General features: G+C 54.4%; 14 protein-coding genes and 9 pseudogenes. 10 read left to right on the top strand and 13 right to left on the bottom strand.

Going from position 1 to position 19621, the window contains the following annotated elements; genetic code table 11:
- Nucleotides 1–28: 28 nt before the first annotated feature.
- The 3 genes from P1L40_RS22080 to P1L40_RS22070 all read right to left on the bottom strand — a co-directional run bounded on the left by P1L40_RS22080 (nt 29) and on the right by P1L40_RS22070 (nt 4834).
- Entirely contained in the window at nt 29–2518 is a 2490-nt protein-coding gene (locus tag P1L40_RS22080) for an efflux RND transporter permease subunit (protein ID WP_284011611.1), read from the bottom strand.
- Nucleotides 2519–2521: 3 nt separating this feature from the next.
- Entirely contained in the window at nt 2522–4171 is a 1650-nt protein-coding gene (locus P1L40_RS22075; protein ID WP_284011610.1) for a COG1361 S-layer family protein, read from the bottom strand.
- Between the two features lie 318 nt (nt 4172–4489).
- The gene (locus tag P1L40_RS22070) at nt 4490–4834 is read right to left on the bottom strand and encodes a hypothetical protein (protein ID WP_284011609.1); all 345 of its coding nucleotides are present in this window, start codon (nt 4832–4834) and stop codon (nt 4490–4492) included.
- Nucleotides 4835–4903: 69 nt separating this feature from the next.
- Between P1L40_RS22070 and P1L40_RS22065 the strand changes: the two are divergent.
- From P1L40_RS22065 to P1L40_RS22050, 4 genes and pseudogenes are all read left to right on the top strand, one after another.
- Nucleotides 4904–5260, top strand: a pseudogene (locus P1L40_RS22065) (DUF7847 domain-containing protein); the annotation flags it as partial.
- 89 nt (nt 5261–5349) lie between these two features.
- Nucleotides 5350–5634, top strand: a pseudogene (locus P1L40_RS22060) (ArsR/SmtB family transcription factor); the annotation flags it as partial.
- A gap of 172 nt (nt 5635–5806) precedes the next feature.
- The gene (locus tag P1L40_RS22055) at nt 5807–7063 is read left to right on the top strand and encodes an RNA-guided endonuclease InsQ/TnpB family protein (RefSeq protein WP_284011765.1); all 1257 of its coding nucleotides are present in this window, start codon (nt 5807–5809) and stop codon (nt 7061–7063) included.
- 67 nt (nt 7064–7130) lie between these two features.
- Nucleotides 7131–7319 (top strand): annotated as a pseudogene (locus P1L40_RS22050) (ArsR/SmtB family transcription factor); the annotation flags it as partial.
- 318 nt (nt 7320–7637) lie between these two features.
- On the opposite strand, the gene P1L40_RS22045 reads toward P1L40_RS22050, so the two are convergent.
- Together P1L40_RS22045 and P1L40_RS22040 are read right to left on the bottom strand one after the other, a co-directional pair.
- A complete protein-coding gene (locus P1L40_RS22045; protein WP_284011605.1) occupies nt 7638–8894 on the bottom strand; it encodes an RNA-guided endonuclease InsQ/TnpB family protein in 1257 nt (418 codons plus the stop codon).
- A 127-nt stretch (nt 8895–9021) separates the two neighbouring features.
- Nucleotides 9022–9198: pseudogene (locus P1L40_RS22040) on the bottom strand (RNA-guided endonuclease TnpB family protein); the annotation flags it as partial.
- Nucleotides 9199–9372: 174 nt separating this feature from the next.
- Between P1L40_RS22040 and P1L40_RS22035 the strand changes: the two are divergent.
- Nucleotides 9373–10005, top strand: coding sequence for a TetR/AcrR family transcriptional regulator (locus tag P1L40_RS22035; RefSeq protein ID WP_284011604.1), 633 nt, complete (start codon nt 9373–9375; stop codon nt 10003–10005).
- 6 nt (nt 10006–10011) lie between these two features.
- Here the strand turns inward: P1L40_RS22035 and P1L40_RS22030 are convergent.
- Nucleotides 10012–10148 (bottom strand): annotated as a pseudogene (locus tag P1L40_RS22030) (zinc ribbon domain-containing protein); the annotation flags it as partial.
- 174 nt (nt 10149–10322) lie between these two features.
- Nucleotides 10323–10454 (bottom strand): annotated as a pseudogene (locus P1L40_RS22025) (IS1595 family transposase); the annotation flags it as partial.
- A gap of 236 nt (nt 10455–10690) precedes the next feature.
- Here P1L40_RS22025 and P1L40_RS22020 point away from each other — a divergent pair.
- Nucleotides 10691–10841 (top strand): annotated as a pseudogene (locus P1L40_RS22020) (zinc ribbon domain-containing protein); the annotation flags it as partial.
- A 28-nt stretch (nt 10842–10869) separates the two neighbouring features.
- Here the strand turns inward: P1L40_RS22020 and P1L40_RS22015 are convergent.
- The 5 genes and pseudogenes from P1L40_RS22015 to P1L40_RS21995 form a co-directional block, all read right to left on the bottom strand.
- Nucleotides 10870–12198 carry a Cdc6/Cdc18 family protein gene (locus tag P1L40_RS22015; RefSeq protein WP_284011603.1) on the bottom strand — a complete coding sequence of 443 codons (1329 nt, stop codon included), beginning with the start codon at nt 12196–12198 and terminating at the stop codon, nt 10870–10872.
- A 752-nt stretch (nt 12199–12950) separates the two neighbouring features.
- A complete protein-coding gene (locus P1L40_RS22010; protein ID WP_284011602.1) occupies nt 12951–13256 on the bottom strand; it encodes a hypothetical protein in 306 nt (101 codons plus the stop codon).
- A 219-nt stretch (nt 13257–13475) separates the two neighbouring features.
- Nucleotides 13476–13745, bottom strand: a pseudogene (locus P1L40_RS22005) (transposase); the annotation flags it as partial.
- A 174-nt stretch (nt 13746–13919) separates the two neighbouring features.
- The gene (locus tag P1L40_RS22000; RefSeq protein ID WP_284011601.1) at nt 13920–15086 is read right to left on the bottom strand and encodes an ISH3 family transposase; all 1167 of its coding nucleotides are present in this window, start codon (nt 15084–15086) and stop codon (nt 13920–13922) included.
- A gap of 48 nt (nt 15087–15134) precedes the next feature.
- A pseudogene (locus P1L40_RS21995) lies at nt 15135–15693 on the bottom strand (IS5 family transposase); the annotation flags it as partial.
- Nucleotides 15694–15810: 117 nt separating this feature from the next.
- Here P1L40_RS21995 and P1L40_RS21990 point away from each other — a divergent pair.
- Entirely contained in the window at nt 15811–16263 is a 453-nt protein-coding gene (locus tag P1L40_RS21990; protein WP_284011600.1) for a DUF5518 domain-containing protein, read from the top strand.
- 403 nt (nt 16264–16666) lie between these two features.
- Here the strand turns inward: P1L40_RS21990 and P1L40_RS21985 are convergent, their stop codons facing one another.
- Nucleotides 16667–17617, bottom strand: coding sequence for a CPBP family intramembrane glutamic endopeptidase (locus tag P1L40_RS21985; protein ID WP_284011599.1), 951 nt, complete (start codon nt 17615–17617; stop codon nt 16667–16669).
- Between the two features lie 100 nt (nt 17618–17717).
- Between P1L40_RS21985 and P1L40_RS21980 the strand changes: the two genes are divergently transcribed.
- The 3 genes from P1L40_RS21980 (at nt 17718) to P1L40_RS21970 (ending at nt 19618) form a co-directional block, all read left to right on the top strand.
- On the top strand, nt 17718–18062 hold the full coding sequence (locus tag P1L40_RS21980) for an ArsR/SmtB family transcription factor (RefSeq protein ID WP_284011598.1): 345 nt from the start codon (nt 17718–17720) through the stop codon (nt 18060–18062).
- A 326-nt stretch (nt 18063–18388) separates the two neighbouring features.
- Entirely contained in the window at nt 18389–18688 is a 300-nt protein-coding gene (locus P1L40_RS23640; RefSeq protein ID WP_284011597.1) for a DUF7521 family protein, read from the top strand.
- Nucleotides 18689–18793: 105 nt separating this feature from the next.
- Nucleotides 18794–19618 (top strand): IS5 family transposase, encoded by an 825-nt coding sequence (locus tag P1L40_RS21970; protein ID WP_284011596.1) that lies wholly within the window; start codon nt 18794–18796, stop codon nt 19616–19618.
- Nucleotides 19619–19621: the final 3 nt, after the last annotated feature.

Raw genomic sequence — 19621 nt, 5'->3', positions numbered from 1 at the left:
CATGAAGAATCTCAGCTAGGTTCGGCAACTACTGTGAAGAGTGAGACTTTCGGCTCGAGCTTTCCGTGATTTCGGCCCACACACCCTGGTAGCGTTCCCACAGCAAGACTGCAGGGGGAAGCGCGATGATAGTGAATACAAACGAGTAGATGACGCTTATTGCCATTAATAAGCCAAAGTCACCCAAGACAGGTGTAATAGCGAGTGCAAGCGCACCTGTCCCGAGCGACGTTGTGAGCATGCTCCCGAGCAGAGCTCCACCTGTGCCCGAGAATGTAATAATCATCGACTCGTAAGCGTCGGCACCAGCGTTGTACTCATCGACAAACCGGTGGGTAGCATGGACAGAGTATGCAATCCCAAGCCCAATTGAGATTGAGAGTATTGTCCCTGTTAGCGCGTTTAATGAGATCCCGAGATATCGCATCGTCCCAAGCAGAAACGCGATTGCAATCAGGATCGGGAAGAGGTTTACAATCCCTAGTAGCGGCTTGTTTTCCAGTACGGCGTACGCAATGATAAGGAACAACCCAGTTAACCCCATGGCGATAATCAATCCCTGAATTGAAGAGTTGAAAATAATATCCGTCACTGCGTCGAAGACGACAAGCTGGCCGGTTGCAGTCGTTTCATAGCGGAACTCTTCCGCAAATACTCTAGCGTCGGCAGCAGCTTCGGCTTGTGAAGCGTCCGAGTCAATGGCGTATTCGACCTGTGCGCTCCGCCGATCTGGAGTAAGATACTGTTCAGCGCGGTCGCCAGCTGGCGAAGCAAACAACACATCGTATATAAGGTCCAGATTTCGATCGGGGATCCCATTTCCGTTCAGGTCGTTACGAGCGACCAGTCTGGCGAATTCTGGATCCTGCTCGGCATACGACTGAATCACTGTCACTATACTTGTCGGCCGAGCAGATCCGCCGTCCCCAACTGCGAGCGAGCCTGGCGCGTCATTGTTCGGTGCTGCGAGCGCCTCGAGGGCATGGTTCTCTTCAAAGTTCCCCTCAACGTACAATTTTACAGATTGATCCTGATTGGTCGAGAAGCGGTCTTCAAGCAGGTTGAGCGTCTCAGTGACAGTATATTCGCTTGGTGCGAACGGCTCTGGAAGTCCAGTCACGTATGCGGGCTGTTCCTCTGGTGGAAGGAAGTCCTCGGTTTCGAAGGAAGTGTCGACGCCACTACCATACACCGCTGCCATCCCACCGGTTACGAGCAACACGACAACAAATGCGATCGGAGCATACCGACTGGCCTGCGCCGGGAACGTCAATAGGTTGCCGAGCGCCGAGTCTTCAGAGGAGATCGGTGCCGAGTTGAACTCGGGGATGTTATAGGCCTCTCGCAATTTGTCGACTTCTAACTTCGCTGCCGGGAGAAACAGCCCGAAGATCAGGAAGGTGAAAATAATCCCAATTCCTGAGGCGATCCCCACATTCCGGATCGGTGTGAGATCAGATATTACGTTTGCGCCGAACCCAAACACGGTTGTAACCGTTACAATGATGAAGGCGATTATCAGTTGGTTATTCGCCTCCCGCATCGCCTCTGTAGCATTGTACCCCGCGACGGCCTCCTCACGGTAGCGGTTGATGATATGGATCCCGAAGTCAACTCCAACTGCAAGTAACAGTACAGGGACGGTAATCATCTGCTGATTAAATGGAATTCCAGAGAAGCCAAGGAATCCAAACGTCCAGATGACGGTCATCAGAAGCGACAGTAGACCTAGAGAGAGGTCGATCGGATCACGGTAAGCGACAATCAAGAACAATAGCAACAACAGGACGACAACAGGCATCACGATGGTAAGTGAATCTCCGATAACGTTGGCTGTTTCAGCGTTTGTTATGCCGCTTCCGAAGGCAGTTATGTCGCCAGGCTGGTCAGCCGCGATAGATCGAATTGTTGTCTGGACTTCTTGGAGATTGCTGTCAGAGAACCCGGCGGGCACATCATGTGAAATGACCGTGATTGACGCTGAAGCACTCGCGCTCGTCGGATTGAAATCGGTCGCAACTGTCCCGGTAAATCGTGGATCCTCCGACAGTTCGCGAACGATTTTCCGGATGCGGGTCGCACTCGTCGATTCGATAGCGCGTCGTTGTTCAGCTGCCGTGTCCGCTGAAGGGTCAATCTGCTGGGCAATGACCGTTGCCGGGCCATTGGCAGAGGCGACACGGAGGTCATCGCGCGACTCAACTTCCTCTAAAATCCGGAGGTCTCTGAGAAGCGCTTCTTTCGTTAAGACGTTCCCTCCAGAGTGGATAAGTTGAGTAGATTCACTCTCCGGTTCAAACGGGTCTTCGAACTCCTGATTAACTGCGTCAAGTGCCTCCTGTTCCTCAAGTCCTTCGGTGAATGAGTCAGTCGCTTCGGTATCTGTGCTGACTAGTCCCATCCCGCCAGCGAATATAAGCGTGAGCACGAGGAATGCGACAATGACTCTACGTGGACTGTCGACGATAGTGTCGTTAACCCGCCGCGTCCATATCTCGATCTGCTCGTCAAATGACATCAGCTATTGCAGCCTCCGATAGGCGACGAGTGCCCCCGTTCCGATAATGAGAAGCACGACAGCGATGATCGGCAGCGGTAGCCCCCCTTCTTCGCTTTCGGTCACATCAATTGGAACGCGGTAGGTTTTGGTGAGATGGCTGTCGCCATCGGTGTCATCATACCGGAAGTCTATGGAGATGGGGTAAGTGCTTCCCACCGTCGCAGATCCGGTGGTAGTCAGCTCGAAGGTCACCGTCTTGGTCTCACCTGGATCAAGTGACTGGACGTACCCCGTGTCAGTGTCACCAGTGTCTAACGGATCATCAGCGAATAGCCGAACCTCTACATCGCTCGCGACTTCGTTGAGATTATTCGTTACCGCAACATCGACAGTACGGGAACCACCTGCCTGTATGGTACGGTTCTCGACCGTGACATCAAAACGATCGCGCTCAGGAGCAATCTCGGCGTCTACAGCAAGCTCCTGGAAAGTCCTTGTCTCGCCCTCGTCAGTACGGTATTTAACAGCCATATCAAGCGAACGTAAACCAGCTTCGGCACTACTGCTGATTGCGATCGGCAGCGAGAAATTCTCGGACTGGCCAGGATCAAGCGTTCCTACAGCGGTTGACTGCTCCGTTGGAATTACACTCTGGTCATCGCCAGTATACTGTACCACGACGCTACGTGCCGGCAGGGGTCCGTCATTGCGCACGGTGCCGATCAAGTCACCGTCCTCACCAACACGGAGTTGCGACTCCACGTCGGTGAATGTGAACTCCTGCTCGGGAATAGACTGAATAGTAGTCGTAATCGGGTCTGACATCCGACTAACCCCATTGGAATCATCATAATTTACCGCCAAATCAGCGGAGTATCCTCGTACGGCAGCGTCTGATTCGAGTGCAGCTGTATAATTGACAGTACGGACCTCGCCTGGTTCCCAGTCACCAACAGATGCCGTTGAAGACGTGTCACCGGATTCGAATGTTAGGGAGCTACTCTTTGACTCCACATTCACACTTGCTCCTCTCGCGGTTTCTGAGCCAGTATTCTGGAGCGTGAACGAAATATCGCTATCATCGCCGACCTGGGTTGTCGCATTTGTTTCGACAATCTCAAACCGGGCGTCTTCCTTGATTTGGATCGTTATTGAGCCCGTCTCAGTTCGTGTGGAGTCACTTCCTTCAGTGAGTCCTCTGGGGCCATAGCGAATATGACGGGTGTACGAATACTCATAATTAACCGGGAGTGTGTACGTTCCCGGTTCAGCATGGTCCGGGACTATGACAGAGACAGTTCGTTCGGTACTTCCAGTTGGGAAGTTACCAACAGATACCCTTCCGGTTTGGACATCAATTGGTGCATTCTCGTCATCTACCTCAAAAGTTAATCCTCTAGCGGTCATGACTTCATTTTCGTACTGCGAAGGACCATGCTCGATAATCAGACCGCGATTAACAACTGAAACTGTGAGTTCATCGGTAGTGTCAGCCGACAGCGTCCCAGATGAAGTTGCAAAGGAGATCTTTGGGTTCCCAATAACATCTCCAGATTGTGATGCCTGGGCAGTCGCAATAGTGGGGACCGCACTAACAACGAACCCCATGACCAGAACGACGGTCAGAGCGGTAACTAACGACTTCGGGTTGCGAAGCATATTCTGTGTCATATTGGATTTAGCTGAGTACTCAGTCAAAGTGAGCGAAGATGTATGAATCCACTGGTTCCGGTCGGCGAAATGACCAAATCAGGAACCACCTCATGATTAAGCCCCGAGGCTGCCCTCTCGAAGTTTAGTTCCGCCAACTCGTCGGTCTTGTCACCATCTAATGGCACCCACCCAGGCGTGAATCGGACGCTCGGATCAACGATACAGATGGTAGCGAACTTGTACGCACAGTCAGTTCCTCGGTCTGGATCGGTCTGGGAGACGTGCGGTGTCTCACTATCGCCGTAGTAGAGCCAGTTGTGAACGTCGATCGCAACGTCAATGGGCCGTGAAAACCCGAGCGTGGATCGCATGGTCGAGCACAGCATCGCGGACGCAGTCGAACTGATCGTCGACCCCGTCCGCTTCTAGTCCACGAAGGTGGTACAGCAGTGCTCGCGCTAGCGGATTCCGCGCTTCCGTCCCAACATTGTCACCACGAGCGAGGTGATACGCTTTCGCGCCAGCGTTGGCAAACTCGTTGTCGAAGGCAATCCGAGCGAGGACTCGCTGGAAGTCCTCGCTCGGGTATGTGGCGTTAGCTGCAGTGCCAAACTCAAGTTCCGGAAACAGTAGTGATGACGCCGCCCGACTCACCTGCTTTGCTTCGGTTGTCTCGGCCATATCGAGATAACGACCGCGACGACAATCGTTTCTCTCCTGCTTCAGTAACTACTGTTCAGCCGTGGGTAGCTCAAGTTTGTGCAGTTTTACGACACGGCGATTGTCATCGAAAACGAGGGCGTTACCGACGCGTTCCGGAAAAGTATTGGACCCGTTCGCTCGAATCTGAAAAGCGTCGCTGGATTCTCCGCGGCGTGGCTCGTCCTGCTGAACGTCTTCTTCATTCCCGAATACCTGCTCCAGTTGACAATGACAGATTCTGGCCCAGCCGACGTATTACCGATCAAGCTTGGAATTCCGATCGCTGTCCTGCTCCCCATTGGGATCGCCCTTTCAGCGGTCAGCTTCGCGTACTTCCACACGGTGTACACAGCCTACTATATGCGATTAATCGCTGCCTCAGCTGATACTCTGGACTCAGTATGACCATCCACCAACAATTACATATACTAGCTTCGAACAGCCACCGCGCAGACCGGATCCCTACGATCGCCACCCACCGAAACTAACCACCTATGTCACGGATTCTCCCGACACGAACTGACGCAACCGTCGAACGAAGCGATACTCTGGCCGTCCTGAGTCTCGACGACGACGGAACGCGAGACGTGATCGAAGTATTGTCTTCCGAAACCGCCTACGAGATCTTTCGGCTGCTCAACGAAACGCCCGCGACGCCGTCACAGATCGCTGATCAGCTCAATCAGAGCGTGCAGAACGTCCATTACCACCTGGAGAATCTCGAATCAGCTGGCATGATCGAAGTTACGGACACCTGCTATCTTGATACAGCGAGAGAATCCCGCCCTTCCGGTGAGTGACGAGTGTTCCGACCCCTCAGGTCGGAACCGAGAAGCGAACAGGGCGGGAGTGAATCGCGTAAGCTCTGGGGGAGGTCATCACTACTTCGCTTGACTGGATATTCAACGCCGACCCGAAGCAATTAAGTCAGCGTACTGTCATAGGCTATGTATAGTGAATCTGGTCACGACGCGCACCATCACAGCGGCGCTCACCAACGACCGTGAGGGTGTCGTGCAAGACCTCGATTCACTCGCTCGTTCCGGCAGTAAAATCTGGAACGTCGCTCGGTGGACGGCTGGCCGCATCTGGGACGAAACCGGTGACATCCCCGAGGAAGGACCGCTCAAGTCCTACATGAAGAACCAACCGTGCTGGAAAGATTTGAACGCCCAATCAAGCCAAGCAATCGTCGAAGAATTGACTGGTGCTTTCCAGTCCTGGTTCGAACAAGACGACCCAGACGCCAACCCACCTGGCTACCGCAAACACGGTGACGAACGACCACGCTCAACAATCACGTTCAAAGAAGACGGCTTCAAACTCGACACCGACCACCAGCAAGTCCGCCTCTCGAAGGGGAAGAACCTAAAAGATGGGTGGAGCGACTTCGTTCTCTGCGAATACGATACCGGGCCAGACACAGACCTGACTGCCGTCGAAGACGTACAACAGGTCCGCATCGTCTGGACCGGCGACCACTGGGAACTCCACTTTGTCTGCAAAGTGGCCATCGACGCCGCTGACTCGTCTGGTGAGAAGACGGCTGGTGTTGACCTCGGGATGTGTAATACTGCGGCTGTCTCAGTCGGGGATGAGACACTGCTGTATCCGGGGAGCGCGCTGAAAGAAGACGCCCACTATTTCCGCCAGGAAGAATACGACACGGAAGGCGAGAACGGCCTTAGCACCTATGCAGGGTGGGCACGCCAGAAGAAATCTCGCCGGCAGACCCACTTTCTACACGCGCTCTCGAAAGATATCGTGGAGCAATGTGCAGACCGTGGCGTGGAGACGATAGCGGTCGGGCATCCCAAGAACATTCGTGCGGATGAGGACTGGGGTCGCCACGGGAACAAGCGCCTGCACGACTGGGCGTTTGATACGCTGATTCAGCACATCGAGTACAAGGCTGAAGAACGTGGCATCGACGTGGAGCGTGTTGATGAGTACGAACTTGCGACGTCGATAACGTGCTGTGCGTGTAGGATGAAAGCCGACTCGAACCGTGTCGAACGTGGTCTGTACGTCTGTGAGAACTGCGAGTTGGTTGCTAACAGCGACTTGAACGCGGCGGAGAATATGCGAGCGACGGTAACTCCGAGTCCCTCTGTGGATAGGAGTAACGGCTGTCTGGCCCAGCCATCGGTGCGCCTGTTCGACAAATCGACGGGGAGAGTCGCCCCACAAGAACAGGTCTGCCCGTAGACCGGCAAATATCCCAACGCTTGCGGTGCGGTTCGGGAAGCCGCGCCCGTCAGGGCGCGGAGGAGGTCACTCGGAGAAAGGCCAGGAAATGAGCGTCTACGTCGTTTCTGAAGATCCGATACTGCTCTTTCTCGGCACCGACGACGATCGGCCAAGTCTCAAACGTGCGTTCAAATCCTTCGCCTCACTGCTTGGTCCACCGTCGATCCTGCTTGCCGCCGGCAAATCTATCTCCCAGTTCGTTACTGCCGAATGAGTGAACATACCGACACATCGGTCCGAAGAGCTTCTACTGCCGGCGACACAACTACGGATGACGTGGTACCGACGATCAAGACCCAAGACGATGTTGATGGCTGTGGATGTCTTGATTGCCGTAATATCGAGATATCCACAATTCGTCGAAACGTCCTGGATTCGTTAGTCTGGTCCGTTCGCCTGTTTCGATCCTATCCGTCAATCATTGTTTTCGCGGGTGTGATCATTTTGGCCAAACGGCTTCTCGAAACGGACAGTATCAACATGCTCCCGATGCCCTCAATCGCCGTGGGTCAACTACCCCACCCTACTTCACTCAGTCTGACGACTTCGCTCGTTGAGAGTGGGGCTTGTCCGTGTCCTCCATCTCGAACCCGACAGGGTGGGCCGTAAAGCCGCCACTCGACGTCACCGTTCCAGACTTTAGGGCAAGTTGACTGTTGCCCGTCCGCCGAGACGACTGTTGGCCTCGGCGGACGTACCGCATACCAATGTTCTTCGCCGCGTTGTAGTCTGCGTTCGCTTCCGACCCGCATTTCACGCACTGGAAGTCGGTGCGAGTCGGGCGATTCTCCCCTGCCGTGAATCCACACTCGGCGCACCGCTTGGACGTGTACGCCGAACCCACTTGTTTCACCGAAATGCCTTCCGCTTCGGCTTTGTACTCGACTTGTTCGTACAGCGTTCGGAACGCCCACTTGTGGCCCCACGACGCACCCGTGCGCTCGCGAATATGAGTTAAATCCTCGAATACAATCACGTCACACTCGTATCGGAGTGCTTCGTCTACAATGGCGTTCGACGCTCGGTGTAGTACGTCACGGATGTACCGTAGTTCGCTGCCACTCGATTGTTCGAGTGTCCGGTGGGCGCTTCGCGTGCCTGTCTGTTGGAGTCCGGCGCGTACCTTCTCGAACTCGCGGAGGTCGTGGGTCAACTCCCGCCCGCTGACGAAGGAGGCGGTACTGGTGACGGCAAGGTTTTCGATACCGAGGTCAACCCCGAGAACCGTTCCGTCCTCGGCGGTGTTCCGTTCGGTGTCGGTCTTGTGTCGGCGGAAGCCGATGTGTAAAAAGTAGTTGCCGTCGCGGGCGGTGAGTGTACTTTCCGTAACGCTCCATTCGTCAGAGTCGAGGTACTGTCGTTGGTAGCCGTCGTCGGCGTCAGGGAGAGCAAGGTCACACCGGACGCGACTCTCCGTTGTGGAGAGCGACACGGTATCATCATCAAACAGCGTCATGGTCCGGGTGTCGTACTTCACTGTCGGTGCGGTGAAGGTGGGCTTGCTGACCTTCTCGCCGTTAGACCGGCGTTCGATACAGCCGGTGATGGCTTGGGCGGCTTGGTGGGTGGCGAGAATCGCGTGCTGACTCCCGAGGTCGGTGTGCTCGCGCACGTCGTCGTAGGCGAGGGGTTGTACGTCGCTCTTGGCGTTGCATTTGCCCCACGCCATATCCGTGGCGAGTTGGCAACCACGCTTCCACTCAGAGATGGTTTTCTCAAGCAGCTCGCGTTGCTTGCTATCTACCGAGAGGCGGGTGATTGCTGTCCGGCGCACATAGTCGTCTGCCACAGTTTCAATGTAGATCTGTGGCTATTTATAAATTGGTTTCTGTGACCTATACGAACGCGCTCCTCCCCCTCCCTACTCGCTCCCTCCGGTCTCTCCTTGAGGAAGGGGACTCCGCGCTACCGCTTCAGTTGATGCCGACGCAGTGTTCGGGATGCTCGGGCTTCCTCAGCGGGCCGTTAGGCGTTTTGATGCCGAGTCTGGCGTACCACTTCCCAGTCGGTTCCTGCTTAATTGTGACCGTCTTGATTTCGGCGTCGTCAGGCAGGTCACGGTAGAAGGTGAGCGGGATTTCTCCGAGTTTCGAGAATGTGTTTGGGAATTGTGTGGCGCTGTATCCTCCCTACTCGCTCCCTTCGGTCACTCGTTGAGGAAGGGGACTCACCCCCCTCAATTCAGTAAATTCTCTCGCTGAATCAAGATAGTAAACAGTTACTTCAGAGAGCACAATCATAGTTAACCGCAATAGGAATCAAATAGTATGGAAGATAGAACCCCCCTCTTTGCCGACAAAACTGATGAGACCAAGACAGCAATCTTGAAAGCTACATTCACTGCTCTGGCCGAACACGGATATGCAGATCTCACGATAGACCGAATTAGTGAGCATTTTCCCAAGTCAGAAGGACTGGTTTTTTATCATTATGATGGAAAAGATGAGGTCCTACTAGATCTTCTTGACTACTTACTTGAGCGGTTCGTACAGATCGGAATGCCTGTTCCCGATGATGGTGACCCTGAAACTCAACTTCGGAGCCTCTTTGATCAAGTCATCCCTCAGGACAATGAGCAACAAGCCCGAGACTATGAAATTGTATTGACGGAGTTGCGAATGCAAGCAGCGCAAGACAAAAAATTCCGAGAGCAGATTGATAGATCGCAAAATATCTTTCGTGACAGGGTAAAAGAAATCGTGCAGAATGGTATTGAATCTGGTGATTTCAGAGATATAGATCCTGATATGGTCGCTGACTTCTTGACAGCATTATTTAGTGGCGAAATATTTGAACGAGTGACAACGGGTGCTACTCGGTCTATTCGGTCAGAAATAGATAGCTACATTGACTACAGACTTTTGACAGATAAAGAGTCCGACCATGATGTGGGAGATTGATTTCCTCCCGAGCCTGAAGACGCATTCGTAATCTGCGTGATTCTCACACCCACACTTCTGACACTCGAACGACTCTTGCTGGGGTTGTCGTCGTGGGTAAACCCACACGTCAAGCAACGCTTCGACGTGTTACGCGGGTCAAGCGGACACACCACCTTGCAAGTGTTCGATGCATACACTCGGACCTACACCACCCTGCAAGTGTTCTTTTTTAACCTCTTCTCCAACGTCTGCGCTCGGACACACCACTGTGCAAGTGTTTTGGTCCAGTAATTGGTCTTCGCTCTTGTGAAGCACGCTGTTGATTTCCAGAAGGCAGCGTCGAGAGCATGTTTGAGCGCTTCGTCACCTGGTTTTCTGTAGAGTTCGCAGCGGAGCTGAAAGGCTCTGAGATACGGTGTTAGCTTGTCTTTCGATATTCCTCGATGGGGCGAGAGCCACCGTCGCGTACGACGGCAACCTGCGAATACCGTTTGTGGGTGTTGATGCCGAGGTACATACAACGCCTCCGTTGGGGCTGAACTGGCGTGAATCGGAGAGACACCTATACGTGCTCTGTGGCACAATTTTCTTCATCCTCCTGCGCAAGATCGATTGGTCTTAATCACACAGCTGTACACACCACCTTGCAAGTGTTCGATGCATACACTCAGACCTACACCACCCTGCAAGTGTTACAGAGGTTCAACAGTCGTCTCAGCGGACGGGCAACAGTCAACTTGCCCTGAAGTCTGGAACGGTGACGCCGAGTGGCGGATTTACCGCCCACCCGGACCGGGTTCGAGGACGAGGACACGGACAAGCCCCACCCTCAACGAGCGAAGTCATCAGACTGAGCGAAGTAGGGTGGGGTCGTTGACTTTGCTACGTGAACTGCCATATCTGCTGCTGTTTTTTGTCGTCCGGGTCAGGTGCTTCGAACGATGTCGACTCGTCTTCTTTGTGGTGTTTCAAGATATTCCAGACATTGTTTGGGAGCGCCCCACTGTAATCTGACTTGACGACGGCATTAATGATATCAACAGGATCGTCAGTCACCTGGTATACGAACCGTCGCCCACCACCTCTGCCTAGGTTGCGGTCTTCAGACCGAACGAATCCTTGCATCGACAGCTGGTCAAGGAACTCGTAGATTTTCCGCTCCGAGCGGACCTTGCTATCGGCCGCTTCAGCAATCGACGAATAGAGACTGTAGATCCGTTTCGTCCGTGCGTCGTGTTCTGGCTCGATAATCGCAAGTGTTGTGGCAATATAAGTCAGTGCTTGTTGGCGGGTAAGATCATTCTTGAAACAGTCGAGTATCTCATCAGTCTCAATCGATTCAGTCGCACGGCGAGTGTAGTCTTCTGTGACGACTGTTGACCCGTCCATTCGGGCGTATTCACCAGCTTTTTCGAGAATTTTCAGACCTTGCCGAACATCCCCACGCTCCTGAGCAGTGAACGCTGCCGCGAGTGGAACCACTTCAGTGCTGAGAACGTCGTTATGGAACGAGAGATCCGCATAATAACCGAGGATATCACGAAGTTCATTTGCATCGTATGGCCCAAATTTGATTTCCCGCTCCCCCAAAGTACTCTTCACTTTCGGTTCAAGAGAGTCAACGAACTTCAGATCGTTCGAGATACCGATGAGACCAATTCGAGCTTGGTCGATTGCTGCGTTCTCACTTGCTTCTGCTCTTGGAAGGTCGTAAAGGAAATCGTTCCGGGCATCAGGAGGGATGTTGTCAATTTCATCAAGGATAATCAGAACGTTCCCGCCAACAGATTCAATCTCCTCGTAAAGGAACTCAAAGACGGTATCCGTGCTGTATCCACTTTTCGGGAGCTTGTCTCCTGGTTCCCGAAACTCATTGACAAGCCGACTGACAAGCCGATAGGATGATTTGTAGTTGCGGCAGTTGACCGGGCCGACAATTTTGAGGGGAACATCCTGCTCACTCGCTTTTTCAAGCAGTTTGTCTCGAACCCACTTGGTTACAGCTGTTTTTCCGACACCTGTCGGACCATACACGAACACATTGTTAGGATCATGACCGACAACGACATCTTGGAGGGAATTAACGTAGTGGTTTATCTCTTCGTCACGGTGGAAGATTGTATCAGGGTCAAAGCTGTCCTTTTTGAGTGGTTGTTTCGCCTTGAAGATCGGATCTTTTCCCTCGAACGGATTCTCGTCCGTCTGTACCATCTTACTTCCCACTTCCCCATCTTCAGTAATAAAATCATCCACTACCCTGCATGTGTTTCAAGTGTTCTCGTTGAGTCGGATCGAGGGAACATACACACACCACCGTGCAAGTGTTCTTGGTGATAACAAGTGAGAGGGGTCAAATAGCTAAATGACGGAGTTGTATAAACAGATAAGTGCGAAATATACTATTAGAGGCCTATTTCACCTATACAATAAAATATTTATTAACGACTAGTGGTAGTGTAGTAGTTACTCAACGAAACTTGTAAATTTGTCTGAGGATACCATCTATTGCGTGTATGCGTGTGTGGACCAAAGCAATTCAAGAACACCTACTCCATCTCTTCACCTAGGAACACTTGCACGGTGGTGTGTGGGTGTAGGGTAATTCAGCCTTGTTAGAACTCTCAATAGGTAGTAAGTTTGAACAGTCCTGCTAACTGGTCCGTGTGAAAGAAGCCGAGTAATGAGCGTTTCATCCCGGATGCTGCTTAGCCCCAAGACACCCGGCCTGTTCCGCCTGTGAGAACCTCCGCGTCGTGAACGGTGCGGCTACCCACACATGGGGAATACCAGCTAAGTGCAGCTATCGCTGGTAGGGGGTCCACCCATGGACCGCCGAGAGAGTCATTTGCGAGTGTTTCTCGTTCGTTTCACGGTGGATCGTGGGTCTGTACTCGTGTACTCCCGTCGGACGTATTTGGCCGGAATGCCAGCCTCTCGCGCTTTGTCCTTGACGCGGTTCTGTATTAGACCGGTTGTGAGTACGACCGGGTATTTAATTGGTAAATCAAGCGTCCCACATCCACCAGAATTACCCCACCAACCACAACCCCGAGATACGAAGGTAGGGCCATCACAGTCGCAAGTACGCCGACCCCGAAGATGGCGATACCGACTCGGAAAATCGTATTTCCAACCATGTTCTCTACGACATTATCGGAGACTGTTGAGACCGGCTCGCTGTAGCCAGCCAGCAACCACGTCCACCCGGAGTTAATGATTCCACCGAGGAACATGGTGAATGCACCGCATGCAAGCCATTTGATAACCATTGGGCTAAGGGAGAGCATACTCGGAAAATGTGCTTGTGGGTAATCAAAAAACTAGTGATGCGCGAAGAAACGATGTCGAGGTTAGGAGGTAGCATCAGTACCTCACAAAGCCGGTTAGTTAGAACGTCTGCTTGCTGCGAATGTGCCTAGCAAACAGCAGCAAGCAGACGGTGAAATCCACGAGGACGGCCGTGGTGAATCGCCAGACGTAGCTTGATTTCACTGTTTCAGCGACTGCTTGATGTTGTGAACCGCACACATCAAGACGAGTTCTCGAAATTCTCCGTACCAAGTTCGCGCACGTACGGCGTCGCCGAGCGTGCGCTTGATCGTGGAGAAGACGGTCTCACACATCGCTCGTTGGCGGTATCGAGGCCCATCGATCCGCGCGTTATGCGCGTGATCGATGGGCCGGAACTCACGATGTTTGATCAGCGGTCTTACGCCCTCTTCCCGGAGTTTTTCGCGTAAATCCATCCAATCGTAGCCTCAGTACCTCACAAAGCATCGCCAGTTGACCTGACTTGAGTCACCTGTTCTATTGGGATGAGTCGTCGATAGTGGTCGATGAACGCTAATCGAGGACCGAGCTGCCGTGTCGGCGGCGATCAGCCGCCGACGCGGCAGCGTTGCCACTCACGAGGCAGCGTCCTCGGTCAGTGATTACCGGTGGAACCGGTCGTCCGGTGGCCGGTTCGCGGGGACGGCCCGACGCACCGCGAGGGCCGTCCACGCTGCCCGACACAACATGTTGATGAACTCCTCGAACGACCAGGACCAGAGGCGACGCCCGCCACGGCGGGGCGTCGCCACATACTCCCAATGGAGATACCGCCACACATTCTGCAAAAGTAGGCTAACCACGACGTACAGCAGCCGTACAACCGGATTCTTCGTTGTGGTCGTCACGATACTTTGTTCAGAGAGTCGGTAGCTGGCCTCGATACCGAAGCGTTTCGCGTAGTGGTATCGAGCATCTCGCGGTGTGTCAAGGAACGGCGCGTCAGCGGCGTAGCCGTGACGCGCCACTCCGTGCTCGCCGTACCGTCCGTTTTGATAGGTACAGTCGATGTAGACTGGAAACTCGACGGTCCAGCTGTGACCGTCGAGTTTCCCTGTCAGGTCATGTTGGATGATGCGGCTCCATCCTCTCGAGAGTTCCTGCTTGATCGTCTTTCCCCATCGGACGATCGGCATCACGTACGCGTAGTTGTGTGCGTGAAGCAGCGTGAGACACTTGCTATCGTAGAATTCTCGGTCAAGATAGACGGCCTTGACGCTGAGGTCAAGGCCGTCAAGCAAACCAAGAAACTCGGCGAGGACACTGCTGGCGGTGTCGCCGTCGATGAGACGGCGCACCGCCAGCGTGTACCGTTTATTCTTCACACGCGCGTAGAGTGTCGCATAGGCGTGGAACGCAGTGGTTCCACGCTTTGCTTCTGAGTGATAGAGGCCAGCTGTTTCGTCCTCGTCACCGTAGTAGGGCCGCAGGTGGAGGTCCGCGACGACCTCCACCTGCTCAGGAAGAACCTCTAGAACGTCCTTTTGCAGGAGTGCGTTCCCGACTTGTTCAACCGACGTTAGGTCGAACTTCTCGCGGAGGTGGTACAGAATCGTGTTCTGATGAGGAGAATCTTCACTGGTCTCGCAGAGTTCAGATATCGAGGTCCCGTCGGCGCAAGCGCCGACGAGGACCTCGTAGATGTCCTCAGCATCGATTTCAGCATTAGCGCCGAGACCGAGATCGACTTCCTCGTCAAGCGTGTTGACGAGGAAGTTAAGGAGCTGGTCCTCGTGGATTTCACCGTCTGCTTGCTTGGTCTTAGACACACCTTCAGCAAGCAGACCTCTCAACTAACCGGCTTTGTGAAGTACTGAGCCTTTGTCGGCAGCGAGGCAGCGAGGTCGCCCGCGTTGCGGAGGGCGACCTGCCAGCCGAGCTGTGTGTCGTGGCGTTTCTCAGTCGTACAGTGAACATCCAGAATGGCTTGGCTTTCTGTGTCGACGAGAGCAGTAGCTTTGAGCGTCTGAACCCGGTAATTCGTCCGCCGACAGTAGTGCTTGCTAGCGTTTTCGCGGTCGAAGAACGTCGCATCAATGGCGGCGTGACCGCTCGGCTCGTGCAGCTGCGCCGAGAGGCGCAGCAGCACTTGCCAGAGTGCTGTCTTGATTCTGTCAAACCACTTGACTAGCGTGGAGTGGTCGGGGAGATCGGTCGCGTTGAGGCCGATCTCCCCGAGTATTTGTGGCATCTCGCTCAGCAAATCGAGTGCCTCTCGGTAGGATTTTTCCAGGTAAACCCGCAGACAGTGCAGCGACACCACCGCATACTCGGCGAAGCCGCCACCCCTTCGGGGGCGGCGACTTCGCCTCGACCACCGACAGCATTTTTAGCTAACTGAACCGCTTTGCTCGTGAAGCGGGAGATCTTCGACATGGACATCGGCGATTTCCCGCTTCATTCCACTAGTTCTGACGGTTGAAGCCGACGCTGTCCAGCGATTCACCAGAGCCAAAAGCTACTTTTTTGTTTTCCCGAACTGAATAGATCTTCATGGTTCGAATTGGTCCCCTCCCCCTCCAAGTGACTGCGACGTGGAAGTACGCCCTCATCGGCGGAGTTGCTACCCTCCCGTTCACGATCGGCTTCTACTGGCAATCGAGAATGGGCAGTGAGTTCTCGCTCAACATGGTGTTCTGGGGTGGGCTCCTCGCTGGCTATCTCGCTAGCGCGGCAGCGACGGAAACTGAAGCTTCGAGTGCCGGGTTCCGTGCCGGCGTTCTTGGCGGACTGCCGGGACTGTGGCTCCTAGTCGACTTGCTCGAGGCTGCGATTACGTGGGGCAGTCCCCTTTGGTTCCGCGTGGTCACAGTTTCGATGTTAGCCGTTGGCTTCACAATAGTGCTACTCGGGTTCGCCGGTTTCGTTGGGCTCCTCGGCTCGAAGGTCGGTGGCTGGCTCGCCACGAAAACCGGCGCGCGTCGAACACCTTCAGTCAGGACATAACGAGCGGGTCAAGTTTCTTTCTGGGTTTCTCCGTCCGATTGGGTGTAGTAGTCCAGAAACCTTCTCTAGGAATCACAAACAGAGACTATATTGGCTCTGTTGAGGGCTCTGAATTCTAACGGAAAGTTCGTCTTGTATGCTGTCCCATCGAAGACCCAGGTTGCCAGCGTGTGAGCACCGTCGAAATCCATGTCAAGTTCTCCTGTGACGGCACGGAGGCGTTCGTCGCGGACGTATTCGTCTTGTTGGCTTAGTACTGTGTCCACGCTCCGGTGGGAACCGTCGGTGGGGCCGTATTCAAATCCGACGCCGGCGCATCGACAGACAACTTGAGAGTGAACTCGCCCCCGCAACCGCCCTTGTCGAGAAGAAGTTCCTTCTATTCAATTCTGGCAATTCTGAATCATGTTGAGATTGGATTCCATCGGGTCACGTGTTCGCTTATTTGTAACTGCCCATTCTGCCAGCGGATATACGCGAGAAGCAAGAGACCACCAAGGATCGCGAAGGAAACATGGACGAGCCCCTCCTCGCCGACCCATTTATCCGGGCCGGCGAGCTCAAGAACAACGAGTTCGGGCGTGACTTGAGAGACTCCAAGTCCGAGGAAACCCTGTGAGAAATTGTAGAACACATGAAATCCCATGGGAAGTGCGAGCTCGCCGGTGAGCGCGTACACGGTTCCGAGCACCAAGCCAGCGATCACGTAGTAGCCATACTGGCTGACGTGAGTTACTTTCCCGCCGTGTAATGTCGCGAAGACGAGTGTGCTGATGAGGACGGCTAGAAGGATAGCTGGTTTCTCCCCGACATATCCTGCACCGCCTTCTGCGAGATTCTTCAACATAGTCGCTCGGAAGATGAACTCTTCCCACATTGCCGCGACAGCAATCAACCCGAACGTGACGACCACTGCCGGAACGAACGGGAGGGTACCAGGGGTTTCAGCGAACCCTGTCACGGATACCCAGCCGGCGTAAAGCGACACGACGAGAGCCCCAGCGTTGACTAAGATTCCTATCACGCTCCCAACAGCGGCGGTCTTGCACCAGTCACGATCGACCGAGAGCCCGTAGTCGGTGGCGGGACGTCGGTCGATGAGCCTCGTGGCGACGAGAAGTCCCAGAGTGAGAACGACTGCTAGACCGAGTAGCTCGAGGAGCTCGCGAATTGGATGCTCGAACCGGGCTCGAACTGCTGTCTGGATTACCGCAAGAGCCAGAAACGTCAGGACGAGCGGTATCAGTGCCCGGAGCGGGGCCCGAAGCCGTTGATCGCCGTGGTTCCAAACCGGCCAGGTAAGCCAGTACCGGACACGCCACATAGTCTGGCCCTGGGTCTCTGTGGAGGGCATACTCGACTGGAGAATCCCGACCACAGTAGGACCCCAGCATCGGCTTCCAGTCCAGAAGTCGGGAAGGGTTTTTATTTGCAACCGCTCGCAGGGAGACGGTATGGACGAGGAAGGCGATGATGAACTCCTCGCGTTGCTCGACGACGAGTACGCGCGAGCCATCCTCGCCGAACTCACCGCTGAACCGATGTCCGCCTCTGAGCTCTGCACGGCCTGTGAAATGTCCGATCCGACAGCGTACCGTCGCCTCGACCGGTTAGAGGAGGCGGGCCTCGTGGCCGAACAACAAACGATCGATCCTGATGGTCACCACTACAAACAATACGTAGCTACCGTCGGCGAAGTGGCGGTCACGTTCGAGGATGGCACGTACGAGGTGACCGTGACAAGATCCGCGACGAATCCGGCCGACCGATTCACCAACCTGTTCGAGGGGTTGTCCTGAATGCTGGATGTACTGTTACAATTCCGTTCACCGTCCGCTGACCCGGTGATCGCGCTCGCCGTCATCGGCCTGATACTCATGTCGATCATCCTATCTTTCGTCATCGCGATCGTTCTCCTTCGCGGCTATCGTCGGGGGCCAGGACAGCCTGGGATGCTATATCTTGCTCTCGGCCTGATTCTGCTCACGACCGTTCCGGAACTCCTTCGAGTCGGATTACCCACCCTCACGAGTGTTGGCACCGTTGGTCGTACCACAATCGTGAGTGGGTGTGAACTCGCCGGGTTAGGAGTTATCCTCTGGACTGTCTATGGAGGCGGGTCGAAATGACGGGGCTTCCGGGTACAGAGGCACTTTCTCCTGACAGTATCGTCTGGCTTTCGCGGGGGTTGACTGGGCTCGTTGGACTCTTCGTTTCAATTCTGGCGTATCGTGGCTTTAGACGAAACGACGCTCCAAAGATGCGCTCGCTCGCCCTCGGAATCGGACTCCTAACGACGGGTGTGTTCCTGACAGTTACAGTCGCGAATCTCGCAGGTGCTAGTACAGGATCTATTCTGCTAGCACGGGGACTCGTGACCACAACTGGTCTCTGTGTCGTGCTATTGGCCCTTCTGTATCAATAGACTTTAGCCAGAGCACAGCAGCGGGATTTTCTGCTGTGTTGAATAGCGGTCTAATCGGTTGATATCGCGGAGTAGAAGGACGAAGCCGAGGAATTGACTCTGTCCATGGAAGTCGACATCCTCGACTTCGTTGAGCAGTGTCGGCGTCTAGCCAAACAAGCGTTAGGGAAGCACGCGGGCGAGCCCGCCAGCGGCGGGTTCGCCCGCTGGGTCCACGTCGTCTTGCACTGTTTCCGGGTCGAAGAAGAGTACAGCTACCGTGAAACGCCCAATCGGCTGGAATACATGGCTGAACTCCGTGAGCTTCTTGATCTTGATCAGGACGAACTCCCTGACTACACAACAATCTACAAGTCCTTCGACCGGCTGAAAATGTGGGTTTGGCGGGCGTTGCTGCGCGTTTCAGCGCAGCAACACCCGCAGTCTGGGCACGTAGCACTCGACAGCACGTTCTTCGACCGCCGCATTTCTTCATCGTACTACCGGCAACGCTCCGGAAACAGCGTTCAGACGCTGAAAGTGACGACGTTGACCGATGTGGAATCGCTTGCTGTGCTTGACGTACACATCTCGGCACGCTGGCTACACGATACCAAGACCGGACCGCAGGTCGTCCGCCGGAACGCGGGCGACCTGCAGTCCGTCGCCGCAGACACAGGTTTCCAGGACTGGAACACCGAGTACGAGATTGCCGCACTAGATATCGACTACCTTGTTCACTACCGTGGTTCGTCGCTGAACGCAACCGCGAATAACGCACTCATCCGGGCAAAAGGGTACTCTCAGCGGTGGATGGCCGAAACCTCGTATTCGACAATCAAGCGCTCGCTCGGCGATGCCGAGCGAGCGCTTGACTGGTATCGGCAGTTCCGTGAAATTGTCCTGATGGTCGCCATCACAAACATAGAACCGCTCTGTGAACCGCTCTAACTG

It is taken from the genome of Haloarcula pelagica (assembly GCF_030127105.1).
Classification (GTDB): domain Archaea; phylum Halobacteriota; class Halobacteria; order Halobacteriales; family Haloarculaceae; genus Haloarcula; species Haloarcula pelagica.
Note: the sequence above shows the minus strand (reverse complement) of the source record. Positions and strands in the feature narration are given on the sequence as shown.

Excerpts from the sequence above, each read along its gene's own strand:
- P1L40_RS22080 (WP_284011611.1), bottom strand. The coding sequence starts at position 2,518 with ATGTCATTTGACGAGCAGATCGAGATATGGACGCGGCGGGTTAACGAC.
- P1L40_RS22075 (WP_284011610.1), bottom strand. The coding sequence starts at position 4,171 with ATGACACAGAATATGCTTCGCAACCCGAAGTCGTTAGTTACCGCTCTG.
- P1L40_RS22070 (WP_284011609.1), bottom strand. The coding sequence starts at position 4,834 with ATGGCCGAGACAACCGAAGCAAAGCAGGTGAGTCGGGCGGCGTCATCA.
- P1L40_RS22035 (WP_284011604.1), top strand. The coding sequence starts at position 9,373 with ATGGAAGATAGAACCCCCCTCTTTGCCGACAAAACTGATGAGACCAAG.
- P1L40_RS22015 (WP_284011603.1), bottom strand. The coding sequence starts at position 12,198 with ATGGTACAGACGGACGAGAATCCGTTCGAGGGAAAAGATCCGATCTTC.
- P1L40_RS22010 (WP_284011602.1), bottom strand. The coding sequence starts at position 13,256 with ATGGTTATCAAATGGCTTGCATGCGGTGCATTCACCATGTTCCTCGGT.
- P1L40_RS21990 (WP_284011600.1), top strand. The coding sequence starts at position 15,811 with ATGGTTCGAATTGGTCCCCTCCCCCTCCAAGTGACTGCGACGTGGAAG.
- P1L40_RS21985 (WP_284011599.1), bottom strand. The coding sequence starts at position 17,617 with ATGCCCTCCACAGAGACCCAGGGCCAGACTATGTGGCGTGTCCGGTAC.
- P1L40_RS21980 (WP_284011598.1), top strand. The coding sequence starts at position 17,718 with ATGGACGAGGAAGGCGATGATGAACTCCTCGCGTTGCTCGACGACGAG.
- P1L40_RS23640 (WP_284011597.1), top strand. The coding sequence starts at position 18,389 with ATGACGGGGCTTCCGGGTACAGAGGCACTTTCTCCTGACAGTATCGTC.
- P1L40_RS21970 (WP_284011596.1), top strand. The coding sequence starts at position 18,794 with ATGGAAGTCGACATCCTCGACTTCGTTGAGCAGTGTCGGCGTCTAGCC.